Raw genomic sequence first — 12,601 nt, forward strand, 5'->3', positions numbered from 1 at the left:
TGCCGTGTCCGGGTCGGGTCAGTCCCGCGGTGTGGTCGGTTCGAGCATGGGCACAAGGAACTGTCGGGCCACCGCGCGTAGCTGCTCGTCGTCGTCGAGGTCGATCACCCGGCTGGGGCTGACCAGGAAGGACGAGGACAGCCGGGTCATGACTTCGGCGACAAGCTCGACGTCGACCTCGGCGGAGACGTTGCCCGCGTGTTGTTCCTGGCGGAGTTGGCCCGCGACGAACCGTTGGACCGTCGAGAGGGTCCGACCGCCGTCGTTGATCATGGAGGGGATGAGTAGACCCGGTTCGGCGGCGATCAGGCCGCCGATCAGCGGGTTTCCCCGGATGGCCTTGAGGGAGCTGACGAAGCCCAGCACGACTCGGTCGGCGATGGTCTCGCCCTCGCGGATGTCGATGAGGAACTGGTCGAAGTAGCGGCGGAACTCGCGTCGCACGACCTGTTCGACCAGCGCGTCCTTGGTGGTGAACCGGCGGTAGGCCGTGATGCGGGAAACCCCGGCGCGGCGGGCGACGTCCTCCATGGTGGACCGCTTGATGCCCATGCGGCAGAACTGCTCGTATGCGGCGTCGAGCAGCCGGTTGGTGATCTCGTCGTTGTCCTCGGCCTGTTCGACTGCCTCGGCGAACGCGCGTTCCAGCAATGACTCCGAGCCCGCGGTCGTCATCAGGACGGACAGTACGGATTCCACAATCGGCCTTTCCGGGCGCACTCGGGAAAACGCGGCCGCTCCCGCGTGAAACGAATGTGCTCAGTGTGTCGTCGGATCGGAAATTCTTGCCGTGACTGCTCTTGGGGTCTGGTGTTGCCGTCGGGAGCGTGGTCTGATGATACGCGGTTGCGTTACGTGTATCACAGTATCAATCAGGGGGTCCCGGACTCAAGGAGAAGTCACGAGCATGAATGAGCTCAGTCGACGCGAAATGTTGATCGTGAGTGGTGGCGCGACGTTGGGAGCGCTGGGTGCGGTGGGAACGGCGATGCCTGCCCAGGCCCGGCCGCTGCCCGCCTGGACGTGGGGTCCGAGCGGCTCGGTGGCGGGCGCCGGGAAGGGTGTCGATCCTCGCTGGGTGTGGGATCCCGAGGCCGATCCGGTGGTCGCCTCGCTGTTCAAGCGCGGGCAGGTGGCCGAGGTGAACCGGCTGCTGCGCACCTGGAGGCGCAATGATCAGCCCTTACCCGCGGGGCTGCCCGCGGAACTGCGGGCGTTCATGGAGCAGGCGCGTCGGCTGCCGCCGTGGGCCGACCAGGCCAAATTGGACCGGGCCGCGGGATTCATGCAGGCCAAGGGGCGGTTCGTCAACCTGTTGAACGCCTTGGGCGGCGGCATGCTGAGCACCGCGATCCCCAATGAGGCCCGCGCGGTCTACTACTCCAAGGGCGGTGCGGACATGAAGGACCGCGTCGCCAAGACCGCCAAGCTGGGGTACGACGTCGGGGAGTTGAACGCCTACCAACCCGACGGGCACATCGTGGTGAGCGCGGTGAAGACCCGACTGGTGCACGCCGCCGTTCGGCACCTGCTGCCGCAGTCCCCGCACTGGAACCAGTCCGGCCGCGACATCCCGATCAGCCAGCGAGACATGCTGGTCACCTGGCACACCCTGCCCACCTACACCATGCGCAAGCTGACCGAGTGGCAGGTCGCGGTCACCCCCGCCCACGCCGAGGCCTACCTGCACGTCTGGCAGGTGACCGCCCATATGCTCGGCATCCAGGACCAGTACATCCCGGCCACCTGGGAGGCGGCCGACGCCCAGTCCGCGCAGATCCTGGACCCGGCCATGGGCCCCACCCGCGAGGGTGTCGAACTGACCGACATCCTGCTCACGATGCTCGCCGAGCAGACCAGCCCCGGCGGCGCGGACCGGCCGATGGCCAACGCGCTGGCCCGCTACCTCGTCGGCGACCAGGTCGCCGATTGGGACGGCATTCCCCGCGAACCGACCTGGGATCCGCTGGTCCGCGCCGCGTTCCCGAAACTGGTGGCCTTCCACGAACAGCTCATTCCGCTGCCGCTGGTGCCGCAGGTCGCCTGGGTCCTCGATGAGGCCATCCGGCAATACATCCTGCTGTACCTCTCCGGAGGGCAGGAGATCCACATCGAAATCCCCGACACGAACCGCCCTTCCTGATTCTCACCATGTCCCGGTTCGGTGAAAGGACGCCGAATGGCAAGTCCCGCCGAGAAAGCACCAGGAATCGACCGCCGCCGGTTTCTGACATTCCTGGTGGCCGCCCCGGTGCTGACCGTGGCGGTCGATCTGGCCGCCACCGGGACCGCGGGCGCCGTCGTCGCATCCCCGCCCTCGCCCGCCGAGATCCTCGACCTCGGCGACCTGGGCATCCTGATGGGCCTGCCCACGGCGCACATGCTGGTCATCGAGGTGGACCAGGACGGCACCGTGCGGCTGCGGCTGCCGCGGGCCGAAGTCGGGCAGGGCATCACCATCGCCGTGGCGATGCTGATCGCCGAGGAACTGGACACTCCACTCGGGACCGTGGTCGTGACCCTGGCCGATGCCCGTCCCGAACTGCTGTTCAACCAGCTCACCGGCAGTTCCAACTCGATCAGGTCGCTGTACGGCCCGGTCCGCCACGCCGCGGCGACCGTCCGCGCCCGGATGGTCGCCGCGGCGGGCGAGCACTGGAACCTGCCGCCCGGTGAGCTGACCACCCGGGACGGGGCGGTCATCGCGGGCGGCGGACACCGCGCGACCTACGGCGCGCTCGCCGCCGCCGCGGCCGATCCCACCCTCAGCACCGGGCCGGTCGCGCCGAAACCGGAGTCGGAGCACACCCTGATCGGCACACCCACCTCGCGGGTGGACGCGCGTGCCATGGTGACCGGCAGGCTGCGCTACACCCTCGACACCGACGTACCCGGCGCACTGCCCACCATGCTGCGCCGCCCGCCGACGATCAACGGCACGGTCCGCTCGGTGAACAACCGCGCCGCCGTGCTCGCCATGCCGGGCGTGCTGGCGGTGACCGTCATCCCGACCGGTGTCGCCGTCACCGCCGAAACCTTCGGCCAGGCACTCGATGCCAAGACCGCCCTCGACGTCACCTGGCACCCCGGCACCGTGGACCGCCTGTCCGATCCGGACATCCGCGCGCTGCTCCGGACCGCGGCACCACCGTTCCCACCGCTACCCCCGCCGGTTCACCACCTGGATGTCGAATTCGACTTCGCGTTCGTCAGCCACGCCCCGCTGGAAACCAACTGCGCCATCGCCGACGTGCGATCCGACCGGGCCGAGATCTGGGCCGGGTTGAAAAGCCCGATCCTGGTGCAGCAGACCATCGCGGGTGCGCTCGGCCTGCCGGTGGAGCGGGTCCGGGTGCACGTGACCCAAGGCGGCGGATCGTTCGGCCGCCGCCTGTTCTTCGACGCCGCCTTCGAGGCCGCCCAGGTCTCCCAAGCACTGCGTCGACCGGTCAAGCTGATGTGGAGCCGGATCGACGACATGCGCCACGGCCGAGCCCGCCCGGCCAGCCACCACAAGATCCGCGCCACCATGGCGCTGGGACAGGTCCTCACCTTCGAACACCGGGTCGCCAGTGTGGAAACCGACTTCCGTCACGGCATCGGCGAGATCCTCACCTCCGCGGTCACCCACCTGCCGATCGCGGGCAACCTCACCTTCGCCCAGACCCTGTTCGCCACCACCATCCACTCCCCCTACCACTTCGGCGTCACCACCCACCAGCTCAGCGAAGTGCCCCTGCGCATGCACACCGGCAGCTTCCGCTCGGTCTACTCGGCCAACACCCGAGGCGCCGAGGAGATCGTGGTCGACCTGATCGCCGCCGAACTCGGCAAAGACCCGGTGGCGTTTCGCCGCGAGTTCCTCAAAACGGACCGGCAACGCGCGGTACTCGACACCGTCGCCTCGGTCGGCAAGTGGGGCAGGCCCATGCCCCGAGGCCGCGCGCAAGGCGTCGCCGTCCACGACGAATACAAGTCCTGCACCGCGTGCCTGGTCGAAATCGACGCCAGGAAACTCGGCGAACCCCGCGTCACCAAGGCCGTCATCGCCGTCGACGTCGGCCGCCCCATCAACCCCCGTGGTTTGCAGGCGCAGATGCTCGGCGGACTCACCGACGCCATCTCCACCACCCTGCGCGCGGGCCTGCACATCGACAACGGCCTGCCGCTGGAAGGCAGCTACTCCCAGTTCCACTACGCGCGCCAGAAAGACACGCCCACCGACATCACCATCATCGTCATGCCCGCCAACGGCGAACCCGGCGGCGCGGGCGAACTCGGCCTGCCCGCCGCGGTGGGAGCCATCGCCAACGCCTACCGCCGCGCCACCGGCGTCGTCCCCCACACCTTCCCCATCGGCTTCCCCGTCGACTTCGAGCCCTTCCCCCGCTGAGGACCCCGTCATGCCCGTCTACACCTTCACCGTCAACGGCACCCCCGTCACCGTCGAAGCACCCGCCGACATGCCCCTGCTGTGGGTGCTCCGCGACAAACTCGGCATCCACGGCCCCAAATACGGCTGCGGCATCAACGTCTGCAAAGCCTGCACCAGCCACCTCGATGGCAAGGCCGTCAACCCCTGTGTCGTGCCCGTCGCCGAAGCCGCGGGCCGAACGGTCACCACCATCGAAGGCCTCGCCGACAGCGACACGCTGCACCCCGTCCAACAAGCCTGGCTGGACCACGACGTCGCCCAATGCGGCTACTGCCAGCCAGGACAGATCATGGCCGCGGTAGCCCTGCTCAACCAGACACCCAACCCCACCGAAGCCGACCTCGACGCCATCGACAACGTCTGCCGCTGCGGCACCTACGCCCGCATCCGCCAGGCCATCAAGAGCGCGGCCGCGAACATGTGACCCCACATCCGGATCGGCTCTGACCGAGACGGGCGACATAGGGGCCTCGGTTGTCCGGGTCGGGCTCGTTGAAGCTGCTGCCAGCGGCCAGCAGACCGCCACCGGGCACGCCTGCGATCCGGTGGAGGCTGTGGCCCTCGGCGAGCGGCAGCGTCGGACCGGTGTGCTGCCAGGCTTGGCCGTCCCACCGCAGCAGCTCGGCCTTCCAGCTGCCCGCCCACAATTCGGAGCAGTTCACCGTCAGGCTGTGGATGCCCTCGCCGGTGGGCATCGGAGTGGTGATCCACATCCGGCCATCCCACCGCAGCACATAGGGGCCGCTGCTTTTCACAGTGCCGTCGGAGCCGTAGGTGGTTCGGTGGCCTGCCACCCAGATATCGGACCCGTGCGCTTGGACGAGCGTCGTCGTGACGCTCTCTCCCTCACCCACGGGTGGGGTGGCCTGCCGCAGCCAGGAGCTGCCGTCCCAGCGCAACACCAGCGGCAGGCGGTTCCGCTCGTCGCCGAGGTAGCCCACGGCCCACACATCGTCCGAGGTGACCGCGTGCACGCCGGTCAACCGCGAGGTGCCCGCGGGTACCGGCACGTTCTGTTCCTGCCAGGCACTGCCGTCCCAGCGCAGTGCCAGTGCGGCGGAGCCGGAACCGGTGTCGCTGCCGCGCCCGCCGACCGCCCACGCCGTGTTGTCCACGGCGCTGATGTCATCGAGGTAGAGCCTGCGTTCCGGGGTGTTCTGCAAGTGCATCGCAATCCAGGCGCCGCCGTCCCAGCGATAGACGACGCCGCCCGCCCTCGACGCGCTCGCCCGCATATTGCTTGCCACCCACACAGTGCCCTCCGCCGTGGTGGACGCCGCAGCAGGGGTCTCCTGGCCACCCACCGCAGGCGTGGGTCCGTTCCGCCAAGCCGTTCCGTCCCAGTGGAAAGCCTGTGGCTGATCACCGGTCTTGGTGTTGCGGTATCCGAACGCCCACGCGTCGGCAGGGCCGTTGGCAACCAGGGCTTGGATGCCTGCGCGGTCACCCGCCTGTTGCCGTCCGAATGGAAATGACACCTCCCACGACGGAGAGGCGAACGCCGGTGTCGAGGCGAGGGCAAGCGTCACGACGCCGATCGTGGCCGCGACATTCGCTGCGATGCGCATACGTCGGTGATACCGCAGACACACACCCAGCTCAGACGACCGACCGGCCCAACCGGGAACGAACGGGAAAGTCCCATCGGTCTTATCGAGATCGTCATGCGAGTTGTACGCCGCAACTTTGGCGAGCATCCGACACAAGAGCAACCGCATCCATTGAGGACAGATTCCACTCCCTGAGTGCCCTGAATTTGCATAACCCGAACAGCCCTATAAGCGCTGGCCCGAACGGGTAGAGCCGAAAAGATGTGTGTATGGCGCACGCCCGATCTGCTAGTGATTGAGCAGCCATCGATGCTCCATCCGCGTCGACGTTAGCGGGCGTCGCCCCCGGTTACCGCCGTTCATCGGAAAGGTATTCCCATGCCCATACCGACAGAGCCCATCGGCAGCATTCCCCGACCCCGAGAACTCGTCGACGCGATCACCGCGTCGGAGGGCATCAGCACTCAGCGCTTGGACGAACTGCACGAGCAGGCGCTCGTGGACACACTGCGCCGGTTCGAGCAGACCGGATCGGAGGTGATCACCGACGGTGAACAGACCAAACCGAGTTTCGCCACCTATCCGGTGCACGGCTCCGAGCACCTCGGTTCCGGCGGAGTCACCATCCCCTTCGCCGACGGCCACACCCGGCAGCTTCCCGTGCTGATCGCGGGACCGTTTCGGTACCAGACCCACGCCGACACCTATCTCAAGGCAGCACAGCGGCACACCTCCGTGCCGCTCAAGCAGGCCGTGATCGCCCCGTCGGCGCTGAGCCTGCTGTACCCGGAAGGTGGCCTGCCCGACTATCCGCGTGAAGCGTTCCTCGATGACCTGATCGACGGCTGCGAACAGGACATCCGCCGCTGCCTGGACGCGGGCGCCGCCAGTGTCCAACTCGACTTCACCGAGGGGCGGCTGTCGATCAAACTGGACCCGTCGAAGTCCCTGCTGCGGGACTTCGTGGATCTCAACAACCGCGTGCTGCAGCGGTTCTCCGAGCAGGACCGACGCCGGATCGGGGTGCACACCTGTCCCGGCGGGGACCTCGACTCGGTGCACAGCCTCGATGTGGACTACACCGAACTCCTGCCCGAGCTGTTCCGCTTGGAGGCGGGCGCCTTCTACCTGCAGTTGGCCAGCGAATCCGACCGCGGCCGGGTGCTGGAGGCGGTGGCCGGGAACCTGCCCTCGGGCAGCCGCGTCTTCGTCGGCGTCACCGACCCGATCGACCCGAGGGTGGAGACCCCGGAGGAGGTCCGCGACCGCGTGCTGGAGGCCGCGAAACACATCCCGGCGGACCAGCTGGGAACCTGTGACGACTGCGGGTTCTCGCCGTTCGCCGACGACACCTCGACCTCGAGGGACACCGCGTTCGCGAAGATCACAGCCAGGGTGACGGGGACGCGGCTCGCCGCGGAGGCACTCGGGATCTGACGCCCGTCAGTCCCGGACACCACGGTCGACCGACTGCCTGAGCGCCAGGCTCGAGCTCGGGCAGCCAGTTACAGAGCACGCAGGTCGCGCCGCCTCCGGGCGGCGCGACCTGAATCCAACGCGCCCCCTCGAAGGACACACCACCGCGGCCTCAAAGCCCCAACGCGGCGACGAGTTCAGTCAGCGCACCGCCCAACGCCCGCTGGATACGCGCTGTCGCATAGGGATCGCCTCGGGTCTCACCGTCGTTGACGATGAACACCGGCTTGCCCGCCTTGTGTGCGTGCCGAACGAACCGCAGACCCGACATGACCGTCAGCGAGGAACCCAACACCAGCAACGACCGCGCGTCGTCCACCAGCCGATAACACTCCTCGACCCTCGGCTTGGGGACGTTCTCGCCGAAGAACACGACATCCGGTTTGAGCACACCGGTCACACAGTCGAGACAGTCGACAAGGCTGAACCCGGCCACCACCTCATCGGCGAGATCGGAGTCCCCGTCGGGGTTGATCCGCGTGGCCGACGCATCGAAGCCCGGGTTGACGGAGCGGAGCCTGCGGTCCAACTCGATCCTGGGGCTGGTTCGCCCGCAGCGCAGACAGATCACCCGGTCCAGGCTGCCGTGCAGTTCCACCACGTCCGGGGTACCCGCGGCCTGGTGCAGGCCGTCGACGTTCTGAGTGATCACGCCCGAGACAAACCCCTGCTCGCGCAGTGCCGCGACCGCCCGGTGGCCCGCATTGGGCTGGGCGCGAGCGATGGTGCGCCAACCGACGTGACTGCGCGCCCAGTAGCGGCGGCGGTAGGACTGCCCGGACACGAACTCGTCGTAGGTCATCGGGGTGTGCTTGCGCAGACTGCCCGCCGCACCCCGATAGTCCGGGATACCCGATTCGGTGGACAGCCCGGCGCCGCTGAGCACCACCACATCACGCGCCGCGACCGCCTCGATCACCACGTCCAGGCTCATCGTCGGCGCCGCGGCCGGGCCCGCGGGCGTCCAGCTCAACGTCGGCCTGATCCGCACCCGATCAGTCTACGTGCGGCTCCAGCGCTTCCCGGAGCACCAGCGGAGGTCACGAACCGGACAAAGTTGTGCTCGGTCACATCAAACCCGCCGTCGCGGGTATCGCTTCGAGTATGGCCCGGTACGGAATCCATGCCTCCCATGAACAACTACACCCCCGCGCACTCCTCGACGCCGTGGCACACGCGGAGCAGGCGGGCTTTCACGCCGCGATGTGTTCCGACCACTTCTCGCCCTGGAGCACACGACAGGGCCACTCCGGGTTCGCCTGGTCCTGGCTTGGCGCCGCACTCCAGGCCACCACCTTGCCGTTCGGCGTGGTCAACGCCCCCGGCCAGCGATACCACCCCGCCGTGATCGCCCAGGCCATCGCCACCCTGACCGCCATGTTCCCCGACCGGTTCTGGGCCGCGCTGGGCACCGGCGAAGCCAGCAACGAGCACATCACCGGCGGCGGCTGGCCGCGCAAGGACATCCGAGCCAACCGCCTGCTCGAATGCGTCGAGGTGATCAGGGCACTGCTGGCAGGCGAGGAAGTAAGCCACGACGGCCTCGTCACCGTCGACCGCGCCCGCCTGTGGACCCTGCCCGACCAACCCCCGCCCCTCATCGGAGCCGCGGTCAGCGTCGACACCGCACGCTGGTGCGCGCAGTGGGCCGACGGCCTGATCACCGTTGGCGCACCCCTGGAACACCTGCGGCGCGTCGCGGACGCGTACCGGGACGCGGGCGGACGCGGCAGGCTGGCGTTGCAGGTCCACCTGAGCTGGGCCAAAGACGACGACACCGCCCGCCACATCGCCTATGACCAGTGGCGGAGCAATGTCTTCACCCCACCGATCCCCTGGGACCTGGAAACCGCGGCCCACTTCGACGCGCTCGCCGAATTCGTCACGCCCGACGACACCGCCAAAGCCGTCAACGTCTCCGCTGAACTCGGCGAGCACACCGCCTGGCTGTGGTCCTACGCCGAACTCGGCTTCGACGAGATCTACCTGCACCACGTCGGACAGCAGCAGGACCAGTTCATCACCGCGTTCGGCGAATCGGTGCTCCCCCAACTCGCGGAGGCGACCTGATGGAACTGACCCGCACCGCCGACCTCTGGTGGAAAACCGCGATCGTCTACTGCCTCGACGTGGAAACCTTCAACGACGGCAACGGCGACGGGCACGGCGACTTCCGCGGCCTGACCCAACGCATCGACTACCTCGACCGGCTCGGCGTCACCTGCGTGTGGCTGATGCCGTTCTACCCCTCCCCCGACCGCGACGACGGCTACGACATCACCGACTTCTACAACGTCGACCCACGTCTGGGCACCCTCGGCGACTTCGTGGAATTCGTCCGCACCGCACGCGATCGCGGCATCCGCGTGATCACCGACCTCGTCGTCAACCACACCTCGGACAAGCACCCCTGGTTCCAAGACGCCCGCAGCAGCAGACAATCCCCGTACCGGGACTGGTACGTGTGGCAGGACGAACCGCCGCCGGGCGCGGAGAAAGGCGTGATCTTCCCCGACGAGGAAACCAGCCTCTGGACCTACGACGAGGAAGCGGGCCAGTACTACCTGCACCGGTTCTACAAGCACCAGCCCGACCTCAACGTCGCCAACCCCGCGGTCCGCGACGAGATCGCCAGGGTCATGGGCTTCTGGCTGGAGCTGGGACTGTCCGGCTTCCGCGTTGACGGCGTGCCGTTCCTCCTGGAAACCCAGGGCAGCGACGACGCCGCCTGCCTGCCCGATCCCCACGACTACCTCGCCGACCTGCGCGCCTTCCTCGGCCGCCGCGCCGGGGACGCGGTCATGCTCGGCGAAGTCAACCTGCCCTACCCGGAGACCATGCGCTTCTTCGGCGGCAGCGACGACGTGGCCGACGAGCTCACCATGTGCTTCGACTTCATCGGCATGCAGAAGCTCTACCTCTCGCTCGCCCGCGGCGACGCCGGTCCGCTCGCCGAGTCCCTCCGCGAGCGCCCCCTGCCGCCCCGCGACGGCCACTGGGCGACCTTCGTGCGCAACCACGACGAGCTCACCCTGGACAAGCTCACCGACGACGAACGCCAAGAGGTGTTCGACGCCTTCGGCCCGGACAAGGACATGCAGCTCTACGGCCGCGGCCTGCGCCGACGCCTACCCACGATGATGGGCGGCGACCAGCGTCGGATCCGCCTGACGTACAGCCTGCTGTACTCGCTGCCCGGGTGCCCGGTCCTGTTCTACGGCGAGGAGATCGGCATGGCCGAGGACCTGCGCGCCGAAGGACGACTCGCCGTGCGCACCCCCATGCAGTGGACCGCGGCCCGCAACGCGGGCTTCTCCACCGCCGACCCGGCGGACCTGCCCGGACCGATCCCCGACGGAGACTTCGGCCCGGAGCATGTCAACGTCGCCGCCCAGGAACGCGACCCCGACTCGCTGCTGAACTGGATCCGGCTGCTGATCCACCGCTACCGCGAATGCCCGGAACTGGCATGGGGCCGCTACACCATCCTCGACACCGGAGAACCCTCCGTACTGGCCCACCGCTGCGACATCGAGGGAACCGTCATCGTGCTGCACAACCTGGCCGACGGCACCACCACCGCCGACCTCACCCTGGACGACCTCGAGGGACCGCATGTCCTCACCGACGTCTTCACCCACACCGAGACATCGCTGTCGAACGGCAAGATGACGCTGGAGCTGGGCCCCTACGACTGCCGGTGGCTGCGGCTGACCCCCGTCGACACCCCTCGATAAGGACGTGCGACCCACCCCCAGGATGGGTCGCACGAGTCGAGCGTCGGGTTCACCGACGAACGCGGTGGATCAGATGGGTTCGAGGCACTTGCGGGGCACCATGCTGCCCGTCCTGGTCTGTTTCCACAGGCTGCCCGAGCCGCAATCAGGGTAATAACCTCCCACCACACTCCCGCAGGAGAGATCAATGTAGATATACCCTTGCGGACGGTGTTGCCCGGAAGGACGCTCGCGTACGCCTTGTGGCGCCCATACCCGGTAATCGCAGAGCTCTGCCTGCACCTGACTTCGAGCGAACGTCGATTTCGAGGTCGCGGCCGACGGCACCGCGAAGACCAAAGGCGCCGTCAACATGACCGCTGCGATCACGGTAGCGGCTGCGGTGAAGATCTTTCTACGCATGGCGATGCCTTTCCTGGTACGGCTTCACGTCACTGGTTGCGGCCGGGCGGTCACCCGATCGACTGTGCGGACCCAGTCGTACTCGGCCACTCGGTTCGCGTCTTGAACTAATGGGAACCAGACGCCGATTGGAATCGGTCTGCCCAATAGGAAATTGCGCGCTCAATCGGCCTCGCATTCGCGGTGCGGCTGAGCGTCCACCAGCTCGACCGGTGTGACGCCTGCGAGGGCGCGAAACTCGCGCGTGAGATGTGCTTGGTCGCTGTAGCCGGTCACCTGGGCGAGCCGGGCTAGTGACGGGCGCGGCCCCGGCCGCAGCAGCAGTTGCAAGGTGTACTGGAACCGGATCACCCTCGCGGCCATCTTGGGCGTCAGCCCGATCTGCTCACGGAACCGCGTCAGCAGATGCCTACGGGTCCAGCCCGCCTCGCCCGCCAGCCGCGCAATCGGCACACCGCCGTTGGACCGGCACAACTGCTGCCAGGCCCACACCACCTGCGGCGCGGGTCGCGGGCCTGCCGCGATCCGATCGGCGAGCACGTCATCCAGCACCGAGAACCGTTCCGCCCACTCCGACGCATTCGCCAGCCTGGCCACGAGCTGTTCGGCCTTCCACCCCCACACATCGGCCAGATCCACCACCGAATCCGTCAGTTCCCACAGCGGCACACCCAGCAGCCGATACGCCCCGTGAGGCGACAGCTCCACCAACACCCCTTCCCCGTCGACCCGCTCCAATCCCGCGGAGCGTGTGCGCATGCCGTACGCGGCCCCCACCGGCGCGGTGTGCGAGCCGACAAGCCGCGGGCGGACACCCAGACTGAGGTCCAGGTTCAGCCGCGTCGACGGCACCAAACGCAACAACGCCGACCCGCCCTTCTCATTTCGATAACCCCGGTAATTGTGCGCATAGCCCGCCAAGACATTCCGCGGAATTCCGGTCGCGGATTTCATCGAGCCGTCTCCCCTGCTGATCCGCTCGACCACGAATCCGCACTGCG

At 67.9% G+C, this 12,601-nt stretch carries 11 protein-coding genes; 6 read left to right on the forward strand and 5 right to left on the reverse strand.

The window, feature by feature from the left end; all coding sequences use genetic code 11:
• Positions 1–18 precede the first annotated feature (18 nt).
• Positions 19–675: a TetR/AcrR family transcriptional regulator gene (locus tag ACU6XJ_RS25780; protein ID WP_476316937.1), complete on the reverse strand. Its 657-nt coding sequence runs from the start codon at positions 673–675 to the stop codon at positions 19–21.
• A gap of 232 nt (positions 676–907) precedes the next feature.
• On the opposite strand from ACU6XJ_RS25780, the gene ACU6XJ_RS25785 reads away from it, so the two are divergent.
• Genes ACU6XJ_RS25785 through ACU6XJ_RS25795 form a run of 3 tightly spaced genes read left to right on the forward strand, consistent with a single transcriptional unit; the run spans position 908 to position 4,859 of the window.
• Positions 908–2,143, forward strand: coding sequence for an oxygenase MpaB family protein (locus ACU6XJ_RS25785; protein ID WP_476316940.1), 1,236 nt, complete (start codon positions 908–910; stop codon positions 2,141–2,143).
• A gap of 36 nt (positions 2,144–2,179) precedes the next feature.
• Complete coding sequence (locus tag ACU6XJ_RS25790) at positions 2,180–4,393, forward strand: xanthine dehydrogenase family protein molybdopterin-binding subunit (RefSeq protein ID WP_476316943.1); 2,214 nt, start codon at positions 2,180–2,182, stop codon at positions 4,391–4,393.
• Between the two features lie 10 nt (positions 4,394–4,403).
• Positions 4,404–4,859 (forward strand): (2Fe-2S)-binding protein, encoded by a 456-nt coding sequence (locus ACU6XJ_RS25795; protein ID WP_476316946.1) that lies wholly within the window; start codon positions 4,404–4,406, stop codon positions 4,857–4,859.
• Here the strand turns inward: ACU6XJ_RS25795 and ACU6XJ_RS25800 are convergent.
• Positions 4,834–6,003, reverse strand: a complete 1,170-nt coding sequence (locus ACU6XJ_RS25800; protein ID WP_476316948.1) for a hypothetical protein — start codon at positions 6,001–6,003, stop codon at positions 4,834–4,836. The two genes, ACU6XJ_RS25795 and ACU6XJ_RS25800, sit on opposite strands and share 26 nt — an antisense overlap.
• Positions 6,004–6,363: 360 nt before the next feature.
• On the opposite strand from ACU6XJ_RS25800, the gene ACU6XJ_RS25805 reads away from it, so the two are divergent.
• A complete protein-coding gene (locus tag ACU6XJ_RS25805; RefSeq protein ID WP_476316951.1) occupies positions 6,364–7,422 on the forward strand; it encodes a cobalamin-independent methionine synthase II family protein in 1,059 nt (352 codons plus the stop codon).
• Positions 7,423–7,573: 151 nt separating this feature from the next.
• On the opposite strand, the gene ACU6XJ_RS25810 is transcribed toward ACU6XJ_RS25805, so the two are convergent.
• Positions 7,574–8,452 (reverse strand): NAD-dependent protein deacetylase, encoded by an 879-nt coding sequence (locus ACU6XJ_RS25810; RefSeq protein WP_476316954.1) that lies wholly within the window; start codon positions 8,450–8,452, stop codon positions 7,574–7,576.
• Positions 8,453–8,565: 113 nt separating this feature from the next.
• Here ACU6XJ_RS25810 and ACU6XJ_RS25815 point away from each other — a divergent pair, with 113 nt between their 5' ends.
• Positions 8,566–9,531, forward strand: coding sequence for a TIGR03885 family FMN-dependent LLM class oxidoreductase (locus tag ACU6XJ_RS25815; protein WP_476316956.1), 966 nt, complete (start codon positions 8,566–8,568; stop codon positions 9,529–9,531).
• Positions 9,531–11,198 carry an alpha-amylase family protein gene (locus ACU6XJ_RS25820; RefSeq protein WP_476316959.1) on the forward strand — a complete coding sequence of 556 codons (1,668 nt, stop codon included), beginning with the start codon at positions 9,531–9,533 and terminating at the stop codon, positions 11,196–11,198. The genes ACU6XJ_RS25815 and ACU6XJ_RS25820 overlap by 1 nt, the downstream gene beginning before the upstream one ends.
• A gap of 69 nt (positions 11,199–11,267) precedes the next feature.
• Here the strand turns inward: ACU6XJ_RS25820 and ACU6XJ_RS25825 are convergent, their stop codons facing one another.
• The gene (locus ACU6XJ_RS25825; RefSeq protein WP_476316962.1) at positions 11,268–11,600 is read right to left on the reverse strand and encodes a hypothetical protein; all 333 of its coding nucleotides are present in this window, start codon (positions 11,598–11,600) and stop codon (positions 11,268–11,270) included.
• Positions 11,601–11,762: 162 nt separating this feature from the next.
• The gene (locus ACU6XJ_RS25830; protein ID WP_476316965.1) at positions 11,763–12,554 is read right to left on the reverse strand and encodes an AraC family transcriptional regulator; all 792 of its coding nucleotides are present in this window, start codon (positions 12,552–12,554) and stop codon (positions 11,763–11,765) included.
• Positions 12,555–12,601: the final 47 nt, after the last annotated feature.

This window comes from Actinorectispora metalli (assembly GCF_056323685.1).

What these genes read in the sequence shown, in the direction of transcription:
- ACU6XJ_RS25795 (WP_476316946.1), top strand. Translation starts at nt 4,404, where the DNA reads ATGCCCGTCTACACCTTCACCGTCAACGGCACCCCCGTCACCGTCGAA.
- ACU6XJ_RS25825 (WP_476316962.1), bottom strand. Translation starts at nt 11,600, where the DNA reads ATGCGTAGAAAGATCTTCACCGCAGCCGCTACCGTGATCGCAGCGGTC.
- ACU6XJ_RS25800 (WP_476316948.1), bottom strand. Translation starts at nt 6,003, where the DNA reads ATGCGCATCGCAGCGAATGTCGCGGCCACGATCGGCGTCGTGACGCTT.
- ACU6XJ_RS25830 (WP_476316965.1), bottom strand. Translation starts at nt 12,554, where the DNA reads ATGAAATCCGCGACCGGAATTCCGCGGAATGTCTTGGCGGGCTATGCG.
- ACU6XJ_RS25780 (WP_476316937.1), bottom strand. Translation starts at nt 675, where the DNA reads ATGACGACCGCGGGCTCGGAGTCATTGCTGGAACGCGCGTTCGCCGAG.
- ACU6XJ_RS25820 (WP_476316959.1), top strand. Translation starts at nt 9,531, where the DNA reads ATGGAACTGACCCGCACCGCCGACCTCTGGTGGAAAACCGCGATCGTC.
- ACU6XJ_RS25815 (WP_476316956.1), top strand. Translation starts at nt 8,566, where the DNA reads ATGGCCCGGTACGGAATCCATGCCTCCCATGAACAACTACACCCCCGC.
- ACU6XJ_RS25805 (WP_476316951.1), top strand. Translation starts at nt 6,364, where the DNA reads ATGCCCATACCGACAGAGCCCATCGGCAGCATTCCCCGACCCCGAGAA.
- ACU6XJ_RS25785 (WP_476316940.1), top strand. Translation starts at nt 908, where the DNA reads ATGAATGAGCTCAGTCGACGCGAAATGTTGATCGTGAGTGGTGGCGCG.
- ACU6XJ_RS25790 (WP_476316943.1), top strand. Translation starts at nt 2,180, where the DNA reads ATGGCAAGTCCCGCCGAGAAAGCACCAGGAATCGACCGCCGCCGGTTT.